The sequence below is a fragment of the Brevibacterium sp. Mu109 genome (assembly GCF_900169375.1).
Classification (GTDB): domain Bacteria; phylum Actinomycetota; class Actinomycetes; order Actinomycetales; family Brevibacteriaceae; genus Brevibacterium; species Brevibacterium yomogidense_A.
In genome coordinates this window covers 1-24235 of the sequence record NZ_FXZF01000010.1, presented here as the reverse complement: position 1 = coordinate 24235, position 24235 = coordinate 1, and the positions used below count along the sequence as shown (strand labels likewise).

20 protein-coding genes are annotated in these 24235 nt (G+C 68.2%); 9 read left to right on the top strand and 11 right to left on the bottom strand.

The window, feature by feature from the left end; all coding sequences use genetic code 11:
• Nucleotides 1–213: 213 nt before the first annotated feature.
• A complete protein-coding gene (locus BSP109_RS07645; protein WP_101599911.1) occupies nt 214–846 on the bottom strand; it encodes a hypothetical protein in 633 nt (210 codons plus the stop codon).
• A 115-nt stretch (nt 847–961) separates the two neighbouring features.
• Between BSP109_RS07645 and BSP109_RS07640 the strand changes: the two genes are divergently transcribed.
• The 3 genes from BSP109_RS07640 to BSP109_RS07630 all read left to right on the top strand — a co-directional run bounded on the left by BSP109_RS07640 (nt 962) and on the right by BSP109_RS07630 (nt 6969).
• A complete protein-coding gene (locus BSP109_RS07640) occupies nt 962–2347 on the top strand; it encodes a GTP-binding protein (RefSeq protein WP_219618513.1) in 1386 nt (461 codons plus the stop codon).
• A 634-nt stretch (nt 2348–2981) separates the two neighbouring features.
• Nucleotides 2982–5705 carry a LuxR family transcriptional regulator gene (locus tag BSP109_RS07635; RefSeq protein ID WP_101599909.1) on the top strand — a complete coding sequence of 908 codons (2724 nt, stop codon included), beginning with the start codon at nt 2982–2984 and terminating at the stop codon, nt 5703–5705.
• Nucleotides 5706–6003: 298 nt separating this feature from the next.
• On the top strand, nt 6004–6969 hold the full coding sequence (locus tag BSP109_RS07630; RefSeq protein WP_180959648.1) for a hypothetical protein: 966 nt from the start codon (nt 6004–6006) through the stop codon (nt 6967–6969).
• Nucleotides 6970–7222: 253 nt separating this feature from the next.
• On the opposite strand, the gene BSP109_RS07625 is transcribed toward BSP109_RS07630, so the two are convergent.
• The 6 genes from BSP109_RS07625 to BSP109_RS07600 form a co-directional block, all read right to left on the bottom strand.
• The gene (locus BSP109_RS07625) at nt 7223–7798 is read right to left on the bottom strand and encodes a dihydrofolate reductase family protein (RefSeq protein ID WP_101599907.1); all 576 of its coding nucleotides are present in this window, start codon (nt 7796–7798) and stop codon (nt 7223–7225) included.
• A 67-nt stretch (nt 7799–7865) separates the two neighbouring features.
• On the bottom strand, nt 7866–8546 hold the full coding sequence (locus BSP109_RS07620; protein ID WP_101599906.1) for a hypothetical protein: 681 nt from the start codon (nt 8544–8546) through the stop codon (nt 7866–7868).
• Nucleotides 8547–8586: 40 nt separating this feature from the next.
• Nucleotides 8587–10125 carry a sodium/proline symporter gene (locus tag BSP109_RS07615; RefSeq protein WP_101599905.1) on the bottom strand — a complete coding sequence of 513 codons (1539 nt, stop codon included), beginning with the start codon at nt 10123–10125 and terminating at the stop codon, nt 8587–8589.
• Nucleotides 10125–10322: a hypothetical protein gene (locus tag BSP109_RS07610; protein ID WP_087003524.1), complete on the bottom strand. Its 198-nt coding sequence runs from the start codon at nt 10320–10322 to the stop codon at nt 10125–10127. Before BSP109_RS07610 ends, BSP109_RS07615 begins: the two co-directional genes overlap by 1 nt.
• 263 nt (nt 10323–10585) lie before the next feature.
• Nucleotides 10586–11743, bottom strand: a complete 1158-nt coding sequence (locus BSP109_RS07605) for a TAXI family TRAP transporter solute-binding subunit (RefSeq protein ID WP_101599904.1) — start codon at nt 11741–11743, stop codon at nt 10586–10588.
• Entirely contained in the window at nt 11740–13851 is a 2112-nt protein-coding gene (locus BSP109_RS07600; protein WP_101599903.1) for a TRAP transporter permease, read from the bottom strand. Before BSP109_RS07600 ends, BSP109_RS07605 begins: the two co-directional genes overlap by 4 nt.
• 286 nt (nt 13852–14137) lie before the next feature.
• Between BSP109_RS07600 and BSP109_RS07595 the strand changes: the two genes are divergently transcribed.
• Entirely contained in the window at nt 14138–15001 is an 864-nt protein-coding gene (locus BSP109_RS07595; protein WP_308297908.1) for a fumarylacetoacetate hydrolase family protein, read from the top strand.
• Here the strand turns inward: BSP109_RS07595 and BSP109_RS07590 are convergent.
• The 4 genes from BSP109_RS07590 to BSP109_RS07575 all read right to left on the bottom strand — a co-directional run bounded on the left by BSP109_RS07590 (nt 14989) and on the right by BSP109_RS07575 (nt 19809).
• Nucleotides 14989–15933: a hypothetical protein gene (locus tag BSP109_RS07590; protein WP_101599902.1), complete on the bottom strand. Its 945-nt coding sequence runs from the start codon at nt 15931–15933 to the stop codon at nt 14989–14991. The genes BSP109_RS07595 and BSP109_RS07590 overlap by 13 nt on opposite strands.
• 374 nt (nt 15934–16307) lie before the next feature.
• Complete coding sequence (locus BSP109_RS07585; RefSeq protein WP_219618512.1) at nt 16308–17507, bottom strand: SDR family NAD(P)-dependent oxidoreductase; 1200 nt, start codon at nt 17505–17507, stop codon at nt 16308–16310.
• Nucleotides 17508–17633: 126 nt separating this feature from the next.
• Complete coding sequence (locus BSP109_RS07580) at nt 17634–18914, bottom strand: Fic family protein (RefSeq protein ID WP_101599901.1); 1281 nt, start codon at nt 18912–18914, stop codon at nt 17634–17636.
• A 145-nt stretch (nt 18915–19059) separates the two neighbouring features.
• A complete protein-coding gene (locus BSP109_RS07575) occupies nt 19060–19809 on the bottom strand; it encodes a DUF418 domain-containing protein (protein ID WP_101599900.1) in 750 nt (249 codons plus the stop codon).
• A gap of 99 nt (nt 19810–19908) precedes the next feature.
• Here BSP109_RS07575 and BSP109_RS07570 point away from each other — a divergent pair, with 99 nt between their 5' ends.
• From BSP109_RS07570 to BSP109_RS07555, 5 genes are all read left to right on the top strand, one after another.
• On the top strand, nt 19909–20631 hold the full coding sequence (locus tag BSP109_RS07570) for a TetR/AcrR family transcriptional regulator (protein WP_180959647.1): 723 nt from the start codon (nt 19909–19911) through the stop codon (nt 20629–20631).
• 29 nt (nt 20632–20660) lie between these two features.
• Nucleotides 20661–21329: a hypothetical protein gene (locus BSP109_RS07565; protein WP_101599899.1), complete on the top strand. Its 669-nt coding sequence runs from the start codon at nt 20661–20663 to the stop codon at nt 21327–21329.
• 89 nt (nt 21330–21418) lie between these two features.
• The gene (locus BSP109_RS17975; protein ID WP_374700148.1) at nt 21419–21607 is read left to right on the top strand and encodes a biotin carboxylase N-terminal domain-containing protein; all 189 of its coding nucleotides are present in this window, start codon (nt 21419–21421) and stop codon (nt 21605–21607) included.
• A gap of 105 nt (nt 21608–21712) precedes the next feature.
• Nucleotides 21713–23278, top strand: a complete 1566-nt coding sequence (istA, locus tag BSP109_RS07560) for an IS21 family transposase (RefSeq protein WP_101599898.1) — start codon at nt 21713–21715, stop codon at nt 23276–23278.
• Nucleotides 23275–24021, top strand: coding sequence for an ATP-binding protein (locus BSP109_RS07555; RefSeq protein ID WP_101599897.1), 747 nt, complete (start codon nt 23275–23277; stop codon nt 24019–24021). The genes istA and BSP109_RS07555 overlap by 4 nt, the downstream gene beginning before the upstream one ends.
• Nucleotides 24022–24235 lie beyond the last annotated feature (214 nt).

The following is a 24235-nucleotide window of genomic DNA, read 5'->3' as shown; positions in this document are numbered from 1 at the left end:
CAATAGACCACAGTGCGGGTCGCCGGTCAAAATGCCGGGACGGCGTGCTGAGACGCCTGCCAGCGGTGATCCACACTGCGCCGCCCACCCCCAATCTGCGCCGAGTGAGTACAACCCGGCCCCCCACGTGCGCGTTCCGGGCCGGGTTGCACTCACTCGGAGGGCTGGCGGGCCGGAGGGCTGGCGGGTCGGCGTTCCGGCGGGCGGTGGCTCTTAGGCCTCGGTGAGGCCCGGACCCGTGTCGAAGCGTTCGGCCAGCTGAGCGCGCAGCCGCTTGGCCTCGGCCTGGCGGTCCGCCTCGGCACGCTCCTCCTCGCCGGGCTGGGAGGGTCCGTCTGCTGTTCCGGCGGCCACGGCCTCGGCGAGTTCGCGGAACGCCCGCGTCACGAGGACGGCCGGGATCTCCGGGCCCGAGGCGAAGGCCGGCCTCCCGGCCCCCGCCGCCTCTTCGTAGGCGCGAGTCGCCTTCGCGGCGCTGATCAGCGCGCTCGAATGGACCGGCTTCCGCTGCCCGGGCTTGCCGCCCAGGCCCCACATGACGACGGCCTCGACCTGGAGCTCCAGCATCTGATCGTCGGGAAGGCGCAGGCGCTTGGGCAGGGTCTCAGCGAAGCGGGCGTGCGCGGCGGGGTCGGTGGGTCCGTGCTGCCAGGCCTCGAAGTCCGCATCGACCACGCGGCGCCCGTTCCATTCCTCCAGCCATCCGGTCACGAAGAACAGCAGCATGAGGGCGCTCGACTTGTCGATGCCCGGCTCGCTGAAGCGGGCGTGAGCGACGATCTGGTGGGCGGTGAGCGTGGTGAGTGGTGCCGGCTGGTCAGAGGAGTCGGACTGGGGAGACGTCATGCGTCCATTGTCTCGCGAGACAGTGGACATGCGAGGCAGTGTGCGCGGATCCGTGGTGCGCACGTCTGTGGTCCGCCCGTCCGCGGCTGCGCGTGTGCCCGTATCCTGGGGAGCTGTGAGCCGCACTCCCTGGAGCCCCGCCGTCCCCGTCATCCTGCTGACCGGATACCTGGGTGCGGGGAAGACGAGCATCCTCAACCACCTGTTGCGGCACCCCGATTCCCGTGTGGGCGTCGTCGTCAACGACTTCGGCGATCTCAACGTCGATGCGGGGCTTGTCGCCGGACAGGTCGACGAGCCAGTCTCGATCGCCGGCGGCTGCGTGTGCTGCCTCAGTGACACGAGCGCACTCGAGGGTGCGCTGGCGTCTCTCGCCGATCCGCGACTGGAGCTCGACGCGATCATCGTCGAGGCGAGCGGGATCGCGGAGCCCCTCACGCTCGCGCGGATGGTGAGTCAGTGGGGACACCATCGGTTCCACCTCGCGGGTGTGGTCGACATCGTCGATGCGCTCATGCACGAGGAGACCGTCGACATCGGATCCCTGCCGCCCGTGCGCTACGCGGCGACGACGCTGGTGGTCGTCAACAAGCTCGACCTCCTGCCGGTGGAGGAGCGCGAGGCGGCTGTCGAAGCGATCCGCCGGCGCGTGCACCAGCGCAACCCGCGCGTCCTCGTGACGGGGACCGTGTTCGGGCGGCTCGACCCGGCACTCATCGTGGATGTGAGCGCGGGTGTGGGCGCGGGTGTGGATGCGGTCGCGGGGCGGGGGAGCGCTGTGTCTGAGGGGAGTGGTGCGCCGGAGTGGAGTGCGGACGAGCCGACCGGGGTCACCGAGGTGCAGGGCGAATTGCCCGTGTGGGACCTGCTGCGCCAGGAGTACTCGGAACGGGAAGCCGCCGCATTGGCGGAGATCGACCAGACCGGGGTCCCGCATCGCCACGCCCGCTCCGTGACGGTCCGCATGGAGGGGTGCGCCGACCCGGCCGGCGTCCTGGACTTCGTGGAGGATCCGCCACCGGGAATCTACCGGGTGAAGGGGACCATCGCGGTCGCGGACGGGAAGGCGATCCGGAGGTTCATCGTCCAGGCGGTCGGCCCGAGCGTGTACGTGTCTGCGGTGCCGGCGCGGGTGACGAGCGCGCAGGGTCACAGCGCTGCGGGCAGTCACGGCACTCACGACGACCACGGCGACCACGGCGACCACGACGATCACGGCAGCCACGGCCGTCTTGTCACGAGTGAACTCGTGGCGATCGGCGAGGACTTCGACGAGGACGCGGTCCACGCGACCCTGCGCGCCGCGATGACAGCAGCCTCCGGGCCCGGCGGCACGGGCGAGAGTGCGGGTGAAACTTCCGAGCCCGCCGGCGCGAGTGAGGCCACCGGTCCGGACGGCGACGTGGGGTCGGCACGATCCGGCACGGGCGGCCTCGGCGGCGGGGTCCGGATTCCCTCCGGCCTCGACCGGCTGGACCGATACGTGCGCCTGCACAGCTGACGGGAGGCCGGCCCCGGCGCCCCGGCCATCCCCCGCCCCGGCCATCCCCCGCCCCGCCCATTCTCTGCCGAGGGACATCCGTACGGTTCGAGGGACGGATGCCCCCGGCGTGCCCTCGAACCGTGAGGCCGTCCCTCGAGGAACCGAGCGCCCGCTGCGGGAAACCGCACATCTTACGAGTGGACCAACCGGTGGACCAAAGGGGTGAATCGTCTCTCTGGGCGTGGAAGCACTCAGAGAGACAACACATCTTGTCGATCCATGGGGACGCGATGCGCTGATCGAGCCGCCATTCGCGTCTGCCGCCGCAGTAGAACATCGTGCGTGATCGGTGCGTTTCTGCACCGCCTGCTGTCCGGTGCGTCGTGGAAGCACTCCCCTGACCCGCCCTGCCGACGCGTCTGCACAGTGCGCACCACATGACGAGCACGGTCTGGTCACGAACCGGGATCCGCATCGGGAAGGGGCGGATTGCGGGTTCCCACGAGTAGTTGAAGACCCTTCGCAGTTCGGATAGAAATGCGTTCACCGGACACCTTTCGGCCGATGCCTGCGCGGCTGTGCTCATGCCCGCAGGTCGGGTGAGAATCCCTTCACCCGTCGGCCTGTCCGGTCTGAACGTGGAGGTTCTGTCATGGGTTTCGAAGTGCGACAGCGCGAGCTCGTCCGCCTGCGCGCGAAGATCGACCAGCGTCTCAACGTGGCGGTGGTCGGCGGCCCGGGCATGGGCAAGACCGCACTCGTCAACGCCCTTCTCCGCGACATCGATGCGGCGATCGTCCGCGTACCGTGCAGCCGCGCGGATTCCAACATCCGACTGTCAGGTGTGCGGGTCGCCCTCGCCGCGCTGCGGATCCTCGGAGACCACGGGCTCGTATCCGACCTCATGGTCCTCGCGGAGAGCGACCTCACGGCGGCGGAACGCGCGGACGCCGCGGTTGATCGCATCCTCGCTGCGGGGCTGCCCCGCAGCGTGCTGGTGGTGATCGACGGGATCGACTACCTGGACCAGGAATCCCAGGAGATCATCGGCCACATCCTGCGGCGCATGTCGAGCTCGCCGATGCGGGCAGTCGTCACGGCCCGCCGCCTCGCCGAGGACGGTCCGATGTCCGGCATCCCCGTCATCGAGCTGGAGCCGCTCGATCGGATGACGACCATCGAACTCGCCCACGAGATGGTGCAGGAGACGATCAGCGAGGACGCGGCTGCCACCGCTGCAGTCGCCTCCGGCGGCAATCCGGTCGTCCTCCAGAACATCCTCACGACCATGACCGCGCGGCAGCGCCGTGGGGAGGCGCCGTTCCCGCGTCCCGTCCGCACGAGCGATGTGACCGCACGCGCTTCGCTCGCCCAGATCGCCGACGTCTCCGACGAGGCACTCGAGGTGCTGCGCATCATCGCGCTCGCTCCGCTCACACCCGTCGTCGCACTCCAGCGCCGCTTCGCCCATGTCTGGGAGGAGATCTACGACCTCATCTCCCGCGGAACGCTCGAGCAGGAGAGCTCGTACCTGCGCATGGGGGATCCGCTCCTGCGTTCGACCCTGCACTGGGGGATGACCGCCGGCCAGCGCAGTGCGCTGCGGAAGGCGCTCGTCGCCGAGGTCCTGGTCGCCTCGGAGTCCGCAGTCGCCGAGGCGACCGTGGGCTTGGGGACCTCCGCCTCGGAGGCTGTGCCGGCGACCGCCTCGGCATCGGCGTTGGCCCCCACGCGGGCTGCGGCTTCCATCGACGACGCGATCACCCGCTGGCACCTGTCGTTCACGGAATTCTGCGAGGACGCCCCGTCCACACTGCTCCGCGATGCGCGGAGCCTCATCATCGCGGGCCACGCGGACGCGGGGGTGTCCTTCGCTGAGCGTGCCCTGATGCTCGCGCCGAATACGGCTGTGATCGCGCGCCGACTGCTGGGCCTGGCAGAGGAGTTGGCGCTGAACGGCGACCTCGTGTTCGCAGAGCGGTACGCCCGCTTCGCGAAGGCGAACGAGGACACCGAGCTGCAGATGCGCGCACTCGCCCTCACGATCCAAGCTGACTTCTTCCGGCGCGAGGCGGTTCCCGCGGGCGTCCGCCACCTGTGGGGGGCGGCGGAGATCGACGAGGCCCCGGACGCCGTGGCGCGGGTCCAGCTCACGCTGGCGCTCTGCCACGCGGAGCGGTTCGAACTCGCGGAAGCGGAAGAGCTGATCGCCGCTGCGGACGAGCTGAGCGAGTCCTTCAGCGCCATGACGCGCATGATGCGCGACTGCGCCCGCGTCATGCTGGACGGGTACCGCGGTGACGGCGAGCACGCGCTGGCCGTGTATCGGACACTGCTGGCGCCGCGTCGAGCACTGATGCCGGCCTTCACCGCGATCACGGCGGCCCGCGCCCTCACCTACTCCGAGCACTTCACAGAGGCTCGCGAGATCTTCGAGCTGATCGAACGGCGCCTGAGCACGCAGTCCCTCTGGTACCCCATCGTGCCGATCCTGCGGGCGGAGTTGGAGATCCGCGTCGGCAACCTCCACCTTCTGCAGGACCTCGGCCGCCAGGCGAACCGCCGGCGCATCCCCGGCCAGTCGACCCGCGAGGACCAGAGACTGCTCCTCGAGTGCTGGCGGCTCTACGCACGAGGCAGGGAGAGCGACGCGGAAGAGGTCGAGCAGGAGCTCGTCCGCCGCGCCTCGGCCACGGGGAACAGGGGCGCGCTCGCCCTGCTCAGCGGCCTGCAGGGGAGCCACCTCCTGGCCGTCGGTCTGCCGACGGAGGCGGTGCGCCACCTCCAGCGCTGCGATGAACTGGCGCCCGGGGACATCGACCCCACGGTCATCCGTCACGAGCCGGACCTCATCGAAGCGCTCATCCGCGTGGGGCGGCGCGAGCACGCGGTGCTGGTGCTCCAGCGATTCCGTTCGCGGCTCAACCGCTTCCCCTCGCGCTGGGGCGACCTCTCCGCACAGCGCTGCGAGGCGCTGCTGGCGAGCGGAGCGGAGTCGCTCGAGATCTTCCGCCGGCTGCTGCGCGGGTGGAGGCCGGTGGATTCCGACCATGAGAAGGCGCGGACGCTCGCAGCGCTCACGCTCTACGAGCGCACAGGGGACCGCGCGCGGACCAGGTCACTGACTCCCGTCGAGGTGCGGGACGTGCCCGTACGGCAGGAGAACACCCTCCTCACCCAGTTGAGCGACGAGGAGCGGACGGTCGTCGACCTGGTGCGCGAGGGCTGCCGCAATCGCGAGATCGCGGAGAAGATCTTCGTCTCGCTCCGCACAGTCGAGATCCGACTCACAGGCATCTACCGACGGTTCGGAGTCCGTTCGCGCACCGAGCTCGTCGCGAAGCTCACCGGGGTCCAGGAGCCCGTCCCCGGCTGAGCCGTTCCCCGGCTGAGCCCATCCCGGGCTGAGCCGGGGCTCCTCTCTCAGAGCCCCTGGGGCCTCCTCTCGTACGGAGACTCCCGGGGGCTCCTTCGCGCCCAAGGCCGCGCTCGTCCGGCCGGCCACCCCTCGCGGATTGCCGCATCACCGGTGTGGGGCCCCGCAGAGCGCTCCCGGAACCGCCCTTCCGCCCCTCTTCTCCTGCCTACTGTGGCGTGTCACCGCCTGGCGGCGAAGCACTCGTCCGAGTCGCTCCTGCCCAGGGGTACAGGACACAAGGATGTGGGGAGGGACCATGACGGTCATCGGAGAACCGATGCTCTCAGGGGCGATCACGGGTTCATGGAGTGGTGTGGGGCAGCGGCTGGTGCGCGGGACGTGGTCCCGCAGATACGCGCTGCAGTCGGTCATCGACTGCGCGGCGTGGACCGTGGCGCTGGTCGGTGCCTGGACGATCGTCGAGGTGCGGACGGTGCCCTGGTGGCACGTCGCCTCCCTCATCGCGATCGCCTGCGTGCTGCAGGTGCTGATCGGCTGGGTGCTGCGGCTCTACCGCCGGCGGTACCTCTACGGCAGCTTCTCCGAGCTGGGAGCGGCGGCCACCTCGGCGCTCGTCATCGGCGGTGTGCTCGTCGTAGCGACGACGGAGGCGCCGTCCATCGTCCTGCTCGCGGCGTTCGGCGCCCTCACACTCATGGGCGGCAGCCGCTACCTGGTCCGCCTCGCACACGACAGCGCACAGCGTCCCTCCGCCGGATCTCCCGTCATCGTCATCGGTGCGGGCGATGCGGGAATCTCGCTCGTGAGGCAGATGCTCGCGGATCCGGAGAGCCCGTACAGGCCTGTGGGGTTCGTCGACGACGACCCGGAGAAGCGCTTCCTCCGCGCGTCGGGAGTGCGCGTGCTCGGGACGACGAGCCGCCTGGCCGAGCTCGCCGCATCGGTCCAGGGGTTGGTCTCCGGATCGATCTTCGAGCGGAGTGCCCAGTTCTTGAACCAAGTCGGCGTCCACGCCAGCGGCCACCAGAAGAAGGACAGTGCCACCAGCGCCGCCGGGACCAGGAACACGTTCCAGACGGACTGCCGGGCCCCTTCCATAGCCCAGGCCTCGAAGAACACGGTGGGCAGCAGGGTCACCAACCCGATGCCGATCATCGCCAGCATGAACGGCCAGGTGTTGTGGTGGGAGACCTGGAGCGGGAAGTGCGGCAGGACCGCCCAGGTGCGGGTATCGCCGTTGAGGCTCCGCCAGACGACGTAGAACACCAGTGCCGCGGCTCCGCCCACCAGCAGAAGCATGCCCCAGTAGGCCGGGATGTAGGCGATGGGAGCGAGCCAATCGGGCATGAGGGAGTCCTTTTCGGGCCCGGCGGTGGTTCACCACCGACGATACCACCCGTCCGGGTGCCGCAGCCGGGTCGCGCCCGTGCCGGTGGTGAGGCACCTGACCGCCTGAACCACGCCGCCCACCTCGATTCCGACTCCTGACCTCCGAACAGAGGAAGGAGCGCAGCCTACGCGCTGCGCTTCACGAGCTCACTCACGATCACACCGGAGTCGTAGGCCGTCGTCTCGAGGTGCTCGAACTGCGCGGGCTCGTACTCCGTCGCGGCGAACAGCGGAATGCCTGCGCCGAACACGACCGGATTGCGCTTGAGGACGACCCGATCGATCTCGCACAGCAGCTGAGAGGCCAGATGGCCTCCGCCGCACAGCCAGATGTCACCGCCGGGTTCCCCGCGCAGCTCCTGGACGGTGCGGGCCGGGTCCTCCGCCGTGACGCGCAGGTTCTCAGCCTCCGTCTGCTGAGTGCGTGAGAACACGATCTGCTCGAGGTGGCGGTAGGGGCTGTCCATCCCCTCGGGCAGGCCGACCGCGTACGTGTTCCATCCCATGAGGACCGTGGAGAAGCCCCCTGCGGACTGGTCGATCCCCAGCTGCTCCGCGTAGACGGTGGGGATCGTGTCGGCGAAGCGCTCGTTGAGGGCGCTCATGTGGTCGCCCTCGAACGTGAACGCGTCGAACTGCCCGTCCGGTCCTGCGATGTACCCGTCGAGGCTCACGGCCACGTAGTACACGAGTTCGCGCATGTCTCCTCCTCGTGACCACCATCGGTCACGGGTTCAGGCTACAGACCGTGTCCAGGGGCCGCCTCGTCTACGCCTTCAGCGCGTAGTGGCGGCCGGTGAGCCCGTCGAGGATGATCTCGACCGGGCGGCCCTCCTTCGTGCCGGTGAGCCACCAGTTGGGCTTCCCGAACAGCAGCGGTTCCCGCAGCGGATGCAGGCGCCCGGGCGCGCCCAGGCGCCTGCCGCGCAGCAGCACGCTGCGCACGAGGTCCCGTGCGGCCCGCTCGCCCTGCTCATCGTCGAGGACGCGCCGGGGTGCGGAGATCGAACCCGCCGAGGCGCCAGCCCGGTCCGACGGGTTCCCACCCGAGGAGTCGGGCACCCCTGCCGTGCCCGAGGCGCCGGTCCGATCGTCGACACCCCCGGCTGGGGCCGCATCGACGGCTGCGGGCGCACCCCCGGCACCGTGCTCGGCCCCGTCCTCGGCCGCGGTGATCGCCACGAAGTCGATGTGCTCCCAGGGGTCGGTCGCGTACGCGCGCCCGCCCACCAGGTCGACCAGTGCGTGCGCGGAGGCGGAGCCGTCGCGCCTGCGCACCTCGTACGAGGTGGCGAGCATCGGGTGGTGGTACAGCTGGGCCGATGCATCGGCGACCCCCGGCACCCGCCGCCGCAGCCACGCGACGGCACGGTCCTGCGTGACGCGGACGGGCCATGCCACGGAGGGCGCGCGGGCGGGTTCGGCGGCCCGGACCTCGGCCGCGGTCATCCCGGCATCCCTGTCACGTGGTCCTCCTGTCGCCATGCGGTCATTCCGATGTGCCGGGGCGCTGGGCGGACAGGGTCGCGTCCTCGCCGATCACCAGGTGCTTCGGGATGGGGGCGACGCGCATGGTCTCCTCGACGGCGGCCAGGACCGCCGGCGGCACGGGGTGCGACTTCTGGGTCGCGAGAGAGCCGATGACGATGCCCAGGACGGACGCGATGATGCCGACCATCATCGGATCCATGCCCCACATTCCGGACGTGTCGAAGATCTGCGCACCGACCGCGCCTACGGCGCCGGCGATCATCGACGTGATGGCGCCCGGCGTGTTCGCCTTCTTCCACCAGACGGCGCACACGTAGGCCGGGACGAACGCGGAGCCCATCGTCGCGGTCGCGAAGACCACCAGATCGAACACGCCGGGCGGCTGCCACATCGCGAGGATGAGGCCGATGATCGCGATCACGAAGATGACGATGCGCGAGATGTTGACCGCGGCCTTCTCGCTGAGGTTCTTGATGAGCGTGCCGCCCAGATCCTGCGAGGCGATCGTGCCGGCCTGCAGGAGGATCGAATCGGCCGTCGACATGATCGCCGCCATGATCGCGGCCATCACCAGGCCCACCGCGAACGGTGGCAGGACGACCTGCGCGACCTCGAAGATCGCCAGTTCCGGGTTGTCGAGGTTCGGCACGATCAGCAGCGCGAAGAGGCCGATCAGGTACGCGCCGGGGATGAAGAGCAGGTTGAACCCGGTCGAGTAGAGCCCCGCGGTCCGCGCGATCGACGGACGCTTCATCGACATGTGGCCCACGTTCACGTGGGGGTAGCCGATGTAGCCGATCGAGAAGATCAGCAGCGCGCCCAGGATGACGCCCCATTCGCCGAAGTACTGGCCCTCGGCGCCCCACATGGTCAGCAGGTTCGCGTTGACCTCCTTGACGCTTTCGTGGCCGGCGGTCAGGCCGCCCACGTGCTGCACGGTGGCGATGAGGATCCACAGCATGCCGATCACCATGATGATCGCCTGGAGGAAGCCGGTGTAGGCCACGGCGAGGTAGCCGCCCAGGAACGTGTAGATGAGGATGATCGACACCGCGATGACGAGCGAGACGTTGAGCCCCAGGCCGGTCACGGAGGAGAAGCCCTGACCGCCCGCCAGCAGCTGTGCGAGCACGTAGAGGAACAGGCAGCCGAGCGCGATGGGACCGGCGACGAGCTTCGTCCAGATCGACGGGTAGCGGCGCTCCAGGTAGCCGATCGACGTGATCGAGCCCAGCAGGTACGACAGCTTGCGCATCCGCCTGCCGATGATCGACAGGTTCAGCACGCCGCCGCCCAGGTCGCCCAGCGCGAACCACATGCCGTAGTAGCCCTGGCTGTAGCCCAGTCCGCCGGCGCCCAGGAACATGTAGCCGGACATCGAGGTGGACTGCATACGCAGCGCCGTGACGGGAGCGCCCAGGCTGCGGCCGCCCAGCAGGTAGCCCTCGCGGCTATTCGAGCTGCGGCGGCTCACGGCCAGGCCGATGCCGATCACCACGGCGAAGTAGATGAGGATGAAGACGATCTCGATCGACATCAGCGCGTCCCCTCTCCGGATGCGGCGGTGCCGAGGGGACCGTGCCCGTCCGTGCCGGGGTCGTCGCTCGAGGCGTCGTAGTCAGCGTCCTCGAGGGTCCAGTCCTTCGTCCTCACATAGAAGACGATCGTGTAGACGACCCAGAACAGCATGACGCCGCCCATGATCAGTGTGGTGCTCATCGGGAGCCCGAACATGTCGTGTGCCCCTCCTTCGACTTCTTCGTCCTGCGGAGTAATACGACTCACATCTTCACAGTCTTTGTTGAGGCGTCAAAGCGCGTCTCACGGATCGGGTGCGTGAGCCGCACAGGTATCGCAGCGATACCTGTGCGGAGCGCATGAGAGGCGATCCGCCTGAGACGTCGAACGCCCCTGCCTCACGAGGAGGCAGGGGCGTGACAGGGGCGTTCGGTGGGTGACGCGAGGCGTCGACCAGGAGGATCAGATCATCGGTCGGGTCAGTCGATCGCGTCCGGGTCGTCGTTGGCCTTGCCGAGGTCGTTCTGGGCGCGCCATTCGATCCAGAGGGTGTTCTCCTGATCAGGATCGGGATCCGTCGCCTGGAACTCCTCCCACTCCTCGTCGAGGCGCTCGCCGCGCTCCAGGAGCTCGTCCTGCTTCTGCTGTGCCTCGTCCGACCACCGGTCGTTCTCCTCCAGCCACCGGATGAGGCCCGGGTGGAAGGGCGCCTCGCGCGGAGTGTCCTCGACCTCTTCGGGGTTCCAGCGCGGGGTGTTGACCGTGGTGTTCTCGTACTCCTCGAAGTTCTCCGCCATCGCGGACACGAGTGCGTAGACCTCGTCCTCACTGGTGTCCGCCATCGCGGTGATGGGCAGGGTGTAGACGAAGCCGTTCGTCTCCTCGCCCTCCTCCTGCGCGGGTGCGCCTTCGAAGGGGAGGACGTTGACGGACGCCGTGAGCTCGTCGATGCGGCTCACGGCCTCTTCGTCGTCCGGGTCGAGCTGGACCCACGACACGTCCATCTGCGATTCCAGCTCGTACAGGCTCGCGCCGTAGACCTGCTGGTACAGCATGTCGATCTGGCCCTGCTGCAGCCCGTCCGGCTGCTCGCCGTAGGCCATCTCGACCTCGATCACGTCATCGCGCGTGAGGCCGCCGTAGGCCAGGTAGGCGTCGATCTTGCCGTTGACGGAAGGATTCGCAGTGATCTTGGGGACCTTCTTGCCCTTGAGATCCGCGGGCGTCTCGATGCCGTCCGCGGTCCGCGTGAGGAGGGAGTGCGGGGACAGCGGCGCCCACACGACCCGGGTGTCCTGGGGTCCCCAGTCCTCGTTCGCGAACTCGTTGAGCCCCTCGTAGGCGAAGATGTACTCATCGCCCAGTCGGCCCATCGCCGCAGCGCCGGACTTCATCGCCGCCATCCGGCCGATCGCCGTGTCGGAGGTGATGATGCGGACGCGGGAGCCGGTGGCCTGCGACACCGCATCGGAGACGGCCGCGGTGTCCTGGTAGGTCGAGGTGCCCGTGCCGTAGGTGGAGATGACGAATGGGTCGCGGATCCCACCCACCATGTTCGTCTCGGACGGTCCAGCGCAGCCGGACAGCAGGAGTGCTGATGCGGCCAGTGCGGCCGTGAACGTCGGCAGTCGCCTCATGCGCGGGCCTCCTTCTTCGTGGTGGCGGCCGCGGGGACTGCGGTGGAGCTGAAGTCCGGTCCGCGCTTGCCGATGAGGAACGCGAGGATGATCGTGACGGCGCCCAGGCCCAGTCCGATGAGGGACGTGGTGGTGGCCGGCCACAGGAGCAGGAGTCCTGCAGCGAGGGACACGACGCGGATGACGATCCCGACCCTGCGGCTGTTGAGTGTCAGATAGCCCTCGAAGCCGGTGGCGAGGAAGTAGATGCCGATCATCGCGGTCACGAGGGCGATGAGGATCTCCGACAGCGTCGAATCCTGTGCGACAAGGGCGGGGTTCACTGCGAACGCGAACGGGATGATGTACTTCACCGCTCCCAGCCGCATCGCGGTGAGTGAGGTCGACATGGGTGGGGTTCTGGCGATGTTCGCCGCGGCGAACGAGGCCAGGGCCACCGGCGGGGTGATGTAGGAGACGGTCGCCCAGTAGATGACGAACAGGTGCGCCGCGATCGGGTTGACGCCCATCTCCGTCAGGGCCGGGGCCATGACGATCGCCAGCAGGACGTAGACGGCGGACACCGTCATGCCCATGCCCAGCACGAAGCTGGTCACCGCGGCCGCGATGAGGATGAGCCCGAGGTTGTCGCCGACCAGGTTGACCAGCTCACGTGCCAGCGACAGCGAGACACCTGTCATGGACAGGCCGCCGACGATCAGTCCGACGCCTGCGATGATGCCGATGATCTCCGCGACCGTTTTGCCGGAGGCGTAGACGAAGTTCAGGAACGACGAGGGCGTGAGCTTGTAGCGCTTCATGAACAGCATGCAGATGAGCAGGAAGCCGATGACCCAGAAGGGCGCCTGCGATTCGTTGTTCATGACGACCAGGAGCAGGACCAGGCCGACGAGCGCGACGATGTACGGAATGCCCGTGAGGAGGGTGCGGGCCAGCTTGGGCAGCTCGGCCTTCGGCATGCCGCGCAGTCCGGACTTGGCGGAGTAGGCGTCGACCTGGAGGAAGATGCCCCAGTAGTAGAGGAACGCGGGGATGGCCGCGGCCAGGGCGATCTGTCCGTAGGGGACGCCGACGAAGGACACCATGAGGAACGCTGCGGTGCCCATGATCGGAGGCGTGATCGTACCGCCGGTGGCTGCAGTGGCCTCGATGCCCGCGGCGTACTTCCCGGGGAACCCGGAGCGCTTCATCGCCGGGATCGTCATGGGGCCGGTGGTGAGCACGTTGGACACGGCGGAACCTGACATCATGCCCATCGCGGCGGACGACACGACGGAGACCTTGGCAGAGCCGCCGCGGTAGCGGCCGAACGCGCTCATGGCGAGGTCGTAGAAGAACAGTGCGCCGCCGGAGAACTGCAGGGCGACACCGAACATGAGGAAGCCGACGAGGATGCTGGCCGCTGTCTGCAGCGGGAGCCCCATGATCGAGTCGACGCCCATCGCGTGGATCTGCGCGGTGAGGTCCAGACGGAACGGGATGCCCTGGAGGAAGCTCACGGGGATGCCCGCCGCGAAGACCGGGTAGAGGGAGAACACCAGCGCGATGCCGGTGACGATGAGGCCCGCCGTCCGGCGGAGGGTCTCCAGCACCAGGATCCACAGGAGGAACGCGAAGACCATCGCGGTGGGCGGTGCGACGTAGTCCCAGCCGCGCTCGAAGATGCGCTGGCCGTTCATGCCGTAGTAGATGGTCGTGACCATGATGAGGGCGGCCAGGACGATGTCGTACCAGGGCACGGAGGTGCGTGCGGTGACGCCGCCGGGCTGCTTCCTGATCGGGTAGATGATGAACACGATCGGCAGGAACGCGGCCAGCAGGTAGTACAGGAAGCTGTTCGTCAGCAGGTTCGTGCCGCCCAGGTTCCAGAAGAACACCTGGTTGAGCACCAGCACCACACCGGCGACGGTGAGCGCCATGACGACGACGCGCCAGAATACGGGGAGGTGCGTTCCGGTGTTCGCCGGGTCGCGGTCGAAGTCCAGCTGCTCCTCGACGTCGACGGCCTCAGCGGGAGGGTCGCCCTCCGGTGCGGTGGCGGTCGCCACGGCTCCGGGGTCCGCAACGGGCGTCGTGTCGCCGTCGTGGCTTGTGCGTGATGTGCTCATGGGCACCTCTCCGTTGAGGGAACAGGTCCGTTTGTGGGGTGCGAGAGACCGGCTGACGCCGGTGAACTCGTGAAGAACGACGGCAATGCTACCCAACCTGTGACGTGGCTCAACGTCTCTTAAGTCGACCGCTCGATCAGCCGAAACGGGTCATATCAGAAGCGGCTCGCATTCATGACGGACGCGTGGTGAATGATGCGTCCTATGACCGGATTCCATGCAATATGCTGGCATTAGGTGGATGCTGGGACTTGATGTCTGTGCGAGACCTCACAATCTGTTGTGTGTGGAGACTCACAGAGCCGCGAAGGGTGGATCGATGACGATGGACGTGTCCCACAGGGGACTGACTGACGCACAGGTGGCGGCGCTCGTGGATGAGCTCGCCGAGGCTGCGCGCACGGGGGCCAGGATCGCTCCCGCGAGCCGGAGGCATCCCGCGATGACGGTGTCGGATTCCTACGAGGTCCAGCGACTGTGGCGCGCACGCCGTGAAGCTGAGGGCGGACGGGTCGCGGGCTTCAAGATCGGCCTCACGTCCGTTGCGATGCAGCAGGCGTTCGGCCTCGACGAACCCGACTATGGCGTGATCTTCGAGGACCAGATCCTCGCAGCCGGTTCGACGGTGCGGGCGACCGCGTGGAACAACGCGCGTGTGGAGGTGGAGCTTTCCTTCCTCCTCGCCTCCGCGCTGGTGCCCGGTCAGGGTTCCGGCGCGGACGGCGCGTTCACGGCGGAGGACATCCTCGCGGCGACGGCGTGCGTGGTGCCGTCCCTGGAGATCCTCGACTGCCACGTCCGCGAGGAGGGCATGACGGTCATCGACACGATCGCGGACAACGCTGCACTGGGCGCGGTGGTCCGCGGTGACCGCGAGTTCGACCCTGCCTCGTTCGACCTGTCGTGGGTGGGTGCGAAGCTCCGGATCAACGGCGAGATCGTGGAGACCGGGGTGTCTGGCGCAGTGCTGGGCCACCCTGCGGACAGTGCCGCGTGGTTGGCGAACCGTTTCGCGGAACAGGGTGAGACGATCCCCGCTGGTTCGCTGCTGCTGTCCGGCTCCTTCACACGTCCCCTGCCTGTGGCCGCCGGCGACACGGTCGTTGCGGAGTACCAGGGTATGGGTGAGGTGCGCGTTCAGTTCACATGAGCCGGACGGCGGGCTTCGTGCGGGCGGACAGGTCCAGTTCCGTGCGCAGGTGCGGTCAAGGACCGATCGGCGGCGACGTCTGTCCCCCGACCGCCGGGCCCGGTCACACCCGGTGCCGCCGCACCTCTCCCCTCGCCATCCATCTTCGGCCCGCCTGCCCCAGAGCCCTGCGGCACCGTGGTGAGGAAGCGGTTGTCGAAGAGCATGTAGCGGTCGAAGAGGCTCAGGCTCATTGACGGCGATCGCTCCAGGCGGTCGAAGCGCGCGACGGCGCCCCGGAGCGTGGGGACGACGGAGGAGAACGCGGGGATCCGCTCTGCGGGTGAGTCCTGCTCCCAGCTGCCACTGGCGCGGAACTCCAGGCCGCGGTCGGTGACCCGCAGCAGCTCCAGGACCGGCTCGCCCTCGACCGGATCCACGACGAGTCCCAGATCGCCAGGACGCTGCAGGCCGAACCGGTGGCGGGCCTGCCGCCCGGCCGCAGCGGCAGCGGTGAGCCGGTGGATCGTGTGCGCGGCCTCGTCCGGATCCGAGAATTCCACTGCGGGCATCCGGCTGCACAGGTCGGCGAAGGACGCGGGCATGAGGACGGTGACCGGAGGGTGAGCCTCCGCGGTCGCCTGCGGGGCCTCGGCCTCGGCGATGTCACCCAGGATCCAGAGGATGCGGCCGTCCGGCGAGGCCTCGACCGTGAAGCGGCCCGCCGCATAGGTGTGGCGGCCGGAGGGGGTCACGAGGGTGAGCCCTGGGGCCTCCGCCCGCAGGTCGATGCCGGGCTCCCAGTCGGCCAGACCGGGCGAGTAGACCTTGAACGGCCCGGTGGCGAGTGCCTGCGGCACACCGGGTTCGAGGTCGCTGGGACCGGCGACGTCGACGGGGCTGAGGTCGGGGTGGACGGCGCGGGGAAGGCCTGCGGGGGTGTGCGAGTCCATGGCTGCTCCTGCGGTGGTGCGGCGACCCGGCGACCGCCGGCTCGTGGGCACACCGTCGCACGCGGCACGGACATGGCGGCCGCGCCTCGTCCCCGCGCGCCAGCCCCGCACAGCCCACCGCCGCATCTCATCCTCGCGACGGATCCGCGCGTCCGTGCTCTCCTCTACCCTGGCCGCATGGGTCCTCGTGTGCCGTTCGCCGCTCGTCTGTGGGGCCTCCTCACGGGGTCGACGGCACTGCCCCCGCCGGGTGGACGCGGCCGAGGCCAGGGCGCCCCGGTCTGATCCGCGATGCCTGCGCGGGGCTGGGCATCGCGCTCGTCATCGCAGGAGCGCACTGGGCGATCGTGGGCTCGGTGATCCTGAGCGACGCGTCAGACCTGAGCGCTCATCAGCCGCTCTGGCTGCGTGTCGTCGCGCCGCTTGCGTTCGGTCTCGTCGTCGCGGTGCGCCGTCGTCTCCCCGTCACCGCGCTCATCATGGGCACTGCGGTCTTCTTTGGGTTCGTGGCGCTGGGCTACCTCGAGCTGTTCGTGACGCCGTTCGTGTACTTCTACATCCTGTACTCGGCGGGCGCGTGGAGCTCCCGGCGCACCCTCGTGACCGTGCTGCGCCTCCTCATCGCCGCGGGCGTGTGGGCGTCGCATCCGCGTCACCCCGGGACACTGCCTCACCCCGGGACGCCGCCTCACCCCGCGACGCCACCTCACCCCGCGCCGCAGCCCGCCGTCAGGCAGTGCTGTCAGACCCCGCTGTCGCGCACGAACTGCTCGGGGATCCCCCTGCCTCCGATGAGGTCCGGCTGGGCCGTCCACGCCGTGAGCCCACCATTCCACCGGCAGGATCACTCCGTTGATGTAGGAAGCACGGTCCGAGGCGAGGAAGCAGATCGCATCGGCGATCTCCTCGGGCTGGGCGATGCGCCCCAGCGGGATGCGCTGGGCATAGGTCTCCTCGATGCTCGCGTCGTTGTCGAGCGTGGGGCGCAGGATCGGGGTGGCCACCGGCCCCGGAGCCACGGAGTTCACCCGGACACCGCGCCGGCTGTAGTCGACGGCCATGCTGCGGGTGAGGTTGATGACCGCTCCCTTGGCCGCCGCGTAGGCCGCCATGCGACGGTCTCCGGCCAGCCCGGAGATCGAGCTCGTCGTGACGATGCTGCCGCCGTCTGCCACCAGGTGGGGGAGCGCGGCGCGGCACAGGTGGAACACGCCGTCGAGCACGACGGACTGGACGGCCCTCCAGTCCTCGTCCTCGATCTCTGCGACTCCGCCTGCACCGCCGATCCCCGCATTCGCGACGACGATGTCGAGTCGTCCGGCCTGCCCGGCGAAGTCCGCGACGGCGGCGTCCACGGCGGCGGAGTCGGACACGTCGACCGCTGTCGTCACCAGGTTCTCCTGGTGCTCGGGGACGGAGGCGGCGAATGCTGTGAGACTGTCCGCCGCGTAGTCGAGGACTGCGACGCGCGCCCCTCCCGCCAGCAGCCTGCGGGTCACGGCGGCTCCGATCCCGGATGCACCGCCGCTCACCACCGCGGCGCGTCCTGCGAATTCTGCGTTGATCTGGGTCATGCGTTCTCCGATCATCTCGCTCATCGCCTGCGGCCGTTCGAGCGGCAGGGGCACAAGGCTGCGAGGTCCAACACCTCATCCGTCTGTGATGCGGTTCACGCTACCTGCCGTGCGCGACCCCGTCACTCACGATGATGCGACCGGCCGATTGGGTGCGGAGAGGCGCGTATCGAACCGAGTGCTGGCGAGGGTGCGCTCTGCCGACGTGATGAGGCTGAGCAGGTCGGGCGAGACGTACGCCCGCAGTCCTCTCCCGATCGAGGCCGTCTCGAGGACGCCGGCCTCCCGTAGGGTCTCGAGGGCCTTGTGCGCTGCCTGCTGCGAGACATCATGGATGCGAGCGACGGTCGCTTGGGTGAGGACCGGCGTGCCGGGCAGACCATCGAGGATCGGGGTGACGGCCGAATCGCTGCGCAGTGCGCGCTTCTTGCCTTCGGTGGCACGGTGATCAGCGACGCGCTGCGCCCAGTCCTCGCGCAGTTCGTCGATCTCATCTGCGAGGAGGCTGGCGCGCTCCGCGGCCTGGAGCACGGCGTCGGTGAAGACGCCGATCCATGTCTCCCGACCGGCTGTGACGGCGGCCGAGTCCGACGCTCCCTCTGCACGGTAGGCCGTGAGGCCCTCGATGTACCTGTCGCGGAAGGTTGCGAGCACGAGACTCACGGGCAGGATGGAATCCTCGGTGAGACCGCGACGCGTGAGGACGGTGTGGATGAGCGCGCGGCCCACGCGTCCGTTCCCGTCGGCGAACGGGTGGACCGTCTCGAACTGGGCGTGCACGAGCGCCGCCTGCACCAGGGGAGAGTGCGCAGCACCATTGATGTACTGGACGAGGTCGTCCATGAGCGCGGGCACGTGTTGAGGGGCCGGGGGCACGAACTCCGCTTCCAGCGGGTGGTGCTGGGAGCCGCCCACCCAGTTCTGGGCAGACCTCAGACCGTGGAGCTGAGGAGAATCCGTCAGAAGTGATCGCTGGAGAGCCATGATGTGCTCGACAGTGAACTCCACGACCGCGGTGCTCCTGTCGGTCGCTTCCCGGACGGCCGTCATGTTGTTCGCCACCAGCTTCGACGTCTCTCGCAGTCCCTCGACGTCTTCGTTCTGCCCCAGCTCCGCCAGAGCGACGTTCTTCGCGTTCGGGGCGATTCCCTCGATACGCGAGGACGCGATCGCCTCCGAGCGCAGCAGGAACCTGCTCACCGATGCGAGGCCGCGCGCACCGCGTCGGTCCAGCTGACGGACGGCGCTCTCCGCATGCGCGATCCGCTGTGACAGCTGGGGCGACAGCGACAGGGCGCTGTCGGACAGCGTGTCCGGGAGGTGCGAGCTGTATGGGCCGGTGCGGCGCTCGCGGCGCGGCACATGCTCGGCGACCGAGGTCGACTCCTGCTGCTCCCACGTGCCCATGCGATGTTCCCCCTCGTGACCCTGCGCTCAGCGCTAGAGAATGCTCCGAGCGCCACGGTTACAACTTTAAGCCTTAAAGTTGTAACCGTGGCCGTGTGCGATCACTTTAAGCGTTAGCCTGCACTGCCCGCTCCCGAGGCCGCACTCAGTGCCGCTGTCGGCGCCCCGCAGGCGCAGCCGTGGTTCCTGCTCCCGCATCCCACCATGTCGCCATGCGCCACAGGCGCTCGATCGGCCCCTGCCCCACGAAGCGCAGCCACAGCGTCGACCAGATCCACTGGAGGACCAGGATCGCCGCGCACACCGCCATCGCGGTCGCCCACACCCGGTCTGTGCCGGCCGCCAGTCGACGACGAAGAGTAGCGGTGGTGGCCAGCGGGACGGCGGCGGCCGCGGAGCCGTCGGGCACGCCGTGGGCGAAGGCCTCCTCGAGCTGCTCGACGTCGTCGTGGAGGGTCTTCGTGAGCTCGCCGGCGGAGCGCGCTTGGACGCGGCCCAGCGGGATCGACTGCAGCGTCTGGACGATCCGCAGGCGCAGTCGGCGGAGCATGCGGTAGGTGGCGGTGTGGGCGAGGTGCTCGGAGGCGGCGGACGTGAGCGCACGGACCACAAGGGCCACGGCGGTCCAGCCTGCGATGGCGGGGATACGTCCGAGGGCGTCGTCGACGAAGAGCGCGACGGTGACCGCGTAGACCGCCAGATAGGGGGCCAGGGAGCAGGCGGCGGACACGACGGCCAGGAGGCCCGCGGCGAGGAGGGCAAGGCGCTGCTCCCGGATCGCGTCGCGCAAAGTGGCCGTCAGGGGCGGCTCTGCGGGCGTGGCCGGGGTGGCTGCCGCGTCCGGGGGAGTGGTGGCCAGCGCGGCCGAGGTCGCGGCATGCGAAGTGGTGGTCACGGAACTGACAGTAAGGTGCACCTCACTGAAAATCAATGAGTATGTATTAAGCGACGCGGGAACCTGTCCCCGTGGTGGTGGGGCGGTTACGGTGGGCGGGTGGACGAGCGACAGGAGCAGGGTGCGAGCCGTGGACGTGGGCGTCCGCCGCGCACCCTGGTGACGCGGGACGACATCGCCGAGGCCGCCCTGAGAATCGCGGGCGACGCCGGGTTCCCGGCCCTCACCATGCACGGGCTGGCGCGCGAGCTGGGGGTGACGACGCGGGCGCTGTACAACCACGTGCGGGATCGCCAGGAGGTCGTCGATCTGGCCGCGCAGCGGATGCTCGAGGCGCTGCCGCAGACGCAGTGGTATGCGAGCCGGTGGCGGGAGTCGCTGCGGGAGGGGTATGAGGAGGCTCGGGCGGCGTACCGGCGGATGCCGCGCGCGGTGCTCGTGTCACTCGACGGGACGGTGACACCGAGCGAGGTGCCGGCGGCGCGCTTTCTGCTTGCGGAGTCGATACTGACGTTCTTCACGGACATCGGGCTGTCCCTGGAGTGGGCGATGGCGATGCGGGGCGCGTTCCTGTCCGACGTCTTCGCCCACGCGCTGCTCATCGACTACCGCTACGACCGGGGGAGTGAGGCAGTGCGCGAGGCGATGGGCCAACCGATCCCCGCTGGCTGGCTGGAGGCACAGCCGGACGTCGAGGCGCCGTTGTCTCGCGGAGTCGCCTCCCTGCCATCACTCACGAGCGACGACATGTTCGCTGCCGTTGTGGACCTGCGGATCGCGGCGATTGAGCGGCTGCTGGAGGTGGGGAACGTGGGGGAGTGAGCGCAGCCGGGGCAGAAGCGCGACGGTCGATGACAACCGACATTCAGGCGACGGGGAATCTTATGGAATGGGGATGGAATCCGGACTCGGTGATAGCCGGGGCGACAGTGCTCGCGACAATCGCGGCGATCATCGCGGGCTGGTACGCCGTGCTGTCGTTCAGGCAATTGCGGAAGCAGGCTGACGATACTGCGAAAGCAGCCGCTGCAGCGCAGGACCAGGCGAACGCCGCGAACCGGCAGCTTGAAGATGAGCGCAATCGTCGCCAGCGCGAACAAGCAGATAGATTCGCAGTGTGGACGGACCATTCGGGCGACGGCAGCGAAGTGGAGAAGCTTTTCGTCGTCATGCAGAACTCGTCAACCATGCCGATTTATGACGTGAGAATCGCCGCCTGCCTGGGCTCTACGAAGAATCCGGAACTCTTCTATGCGTTGCAGCCCAAGGAAGTTCCCCCATCCGCCGATGGTCCGGCGCGGCACCAGGCGGCAGGAGCCACGCAGACGCACTGGCCCGCCTACAAGAAGCGCCGGCCCAAGAATCCATGTCCCAGAGTTGAGGTGATTTTCAGGGACGCCGCGGGCACCACCTGGAAGAGGGACGTGGAGGGAAGGCTCGATCGCTATGACGCGACGGAGGCACCGATGCCCCCCACGTGGCTCAACCACAGGAAGAAGCCGGTAGTCCCACGAGGGTGACGCCCGCTCGCGCACGCGCGTTCTGCCTGCCCGCTGGTCCCCCCCCAACACACCGATTGATACATGAGTCAATCGGCGGTTGACCAGCAATTGACGTAGGCCCCAAATGGTGGAAAGTCCTCAAGTCGACTGTTCTCGTAGCCAACCGCGGGGAGATCGCAGTCCGGCTCATCGATGCTGTGCGCGCGGCGGGGATGACGGAAGCCGTGATCTCCGTATCAGTGAATATTCGCTTCTTCGGGGTCCACCAGTCGTGTGTTCAGGGGCCACTGCGCTGATCGCTGGATAGTGCGCGTGGGGACCAGTACTGGCGTGCTTGGGGGCCACCGTGCTTAGGCTCCTTCCGCCGCGTGTATTGGGCACGCGGCGGAAGGAGACCAATCATGGTACGGAAGATCAGGGCGAAGTTGGTGCTGCAGTTACGCGCAGACGGCCTCTCCGCACGAGCGATCGCGGCCTCTCAGGGGATGTCGCGGAAGTCCGTGACCGCGGTGTTCGAGGCCGCCGACACGGCCGGGCTCGGCTGGGACGACGTCAAGGACCGCACTGATGGCGAGGTCTACGAGCTGGTGTTCCCGGGCCGCGGTGAGCATCAGAGCGTGTTCGCTCAGCCGGACTGGGAACAGGTCCACAAGGAGCTGGCGCGGGTCGGGGTGACGCTGAAGCTGCTGCACAGCGAGTACACCGACGACTGCATCGCGGCGAGGGCGCCGGCGATGGGATATGACCGCTTCTGCCGGACCTACCAGCGCCACATCCTCGTCACCGGAGCAGCATCCAGAGTCGGACACAAGGCGGCACAGACGGTCGAGGTCGACTGGTCCGGACCGACCATGCAGCTGCATGATCCCGCCACAGGAGAAGCGACGAGGGTGTACTTGTTCGTGGGTTGTCTGCCGTTCAGCCGGTACGCGTTCGTCGAGCCTGCCCTGGATATGAAACAGGACACCTGGCTGCGGGCCCATGTGGCGATGGTCGAAGCCTTCGGCGGATCGACCCCACGAATCGTGCCGGACAACCTCAAGACCGGGGTACTCAAGCATCCCCGCGAAGGCGAGATCGTCCTCAACGACGCCCACCGGGAGATGGCCACACATTACTCCGCAGCGGTGCTGCCAGGCAGGATCAGAGCGCCGAAAGACAAGGCCAGCGTGGAGAACACCGTCTCACACGTCGCCACCTGGATCATCGCCGGACTACGAGACCGCAGGTTCGCGACTCTGCCGGAACTTCGAGCAGCGATCACCGAGCGGGTGGCGGCCTACAACGCTGAGCCGTTCCAGAAGCGACCAGGCTCCCGGCAGAGTGTGTTCGCCGCTGAGGAGCAGCCGTTGCTGACACCCCTGCCGCAGGTGGCCTACGAGATCAGCCACTGGGTCTATGGCCGGCGGGCGGCGCGCAACGGACACGTCAGTTGGCAGCGGAATCACTACTCGGTGCCGGTTGCGCATATCGGTACGAAAGTGGATCTGAGGATCATCGACCGCGTGCTGGAGGCCTACCGCGGCACCGAGCGACTGAGCAGCCACCTGCTGCTGCCCGAAGGGTCGGCCAACGAGTATCGGACGAACGATGCTGATCTGCCCAACGGTGAGAGATATCAGCCGTGGGACGCCCCGAGAGTACGAGAATGGGCCGAGCGGATCGGATCATCAGCCCTGGCGGTGGTCAACAGGATCTTCGAGTCCGTGCCGGTGGATGAGCAGGGACTCGATGCCGCCCTTGCTGTCCTGCGGCTGTCGCGGCGGTACTCGGCAGAGCGGGTGGAGGCTGCCTGCCGGATCGCTCTGGCCGGGCCGATCCGTTCCCCGCAGTACGCCCACGTACAGCCGATTCTGGCGACCGGGCAGGACAAGGCCGCCGAGCTGAGACCGCCACGAGAAGAACTTGTCGAGCACGGCGGCTACGTACGCGGGGCGTCCTACTACGCAGAAGGGGGCGCGAAATGAGCGGGACCGACGGTGAGACGAAGCGGAAGCTGCGGGAGATGGGCGCTGCCGCCCTGCTGGAGGCACTGGAGAGCGAAGACGAGAACCTCGTGCTGGGGATGGGCTTCGATGACCGGCTACGCCTCGTCGTCGATGAGGCTCACCAGACGTTCAACCACGCCAAGGTCGAGGGTCTGATCCGGCGGGCCGGGCTGCGCTACCCCGCGGCGGATCTACGCCGCGTGAACCGGGTCGAGGAACGCGGGCTGGATCGTCACGTTCTTGCCCAGCTGGCCACCTGCTCGTTCATCGAGCGTCAGCAAAACGTCGTCTTCCAGGGCTTCACCGGTTCCGGGAAGTCCTACCTGGGGTGCGCGCTGGCGAAGCAGGCCTGTCAACATCGGATCCGGGCCCACTACATCCGTATGCCTGATCTTGAAGAGGCGTGGGCGCTTGCGAAGGACAAGCCGCAGGGGACCACGAAGTTCCTCCGCAAGTACGCCGCCTTCACGTTGCTGGTCATCGATGAGTGGCTACTCGATCATCCAGATGAGTCGATGCGCAGCATGCTCTTGGAGTTGCTCGAACGTCGCTATGACAGTGCTTCGAAGGTGTTCTGTACCCAGTACGCGAAGAAGGATTGGCACCAACGACTTGGTTCCGGGGTCCATGCCGATGCGATCATGGACCGCATCGTGCACAACACCATCTGGGTCGATACCGGCACGCACTATATGCGCGAACAAGCGATACTGAACCAGTAGGAAGGCTGTCGGTGGGGGCCGGTGGCCCCCACCGACACCATCCCTGGTCCCCGACGGCAATATCGGTGGTCCCGAGAGGCAATATCGGGCTCTTCAGAGTTGAGTGTGGGTTGAGGCATCCAGCCCGCCGGCGATTAGGAGCATGCGGAGTCGATAGTGATCGAAGTTGCGGAACCCGCGAGCGATACGCCGACCGAGCTCGATGAGCCCGTTG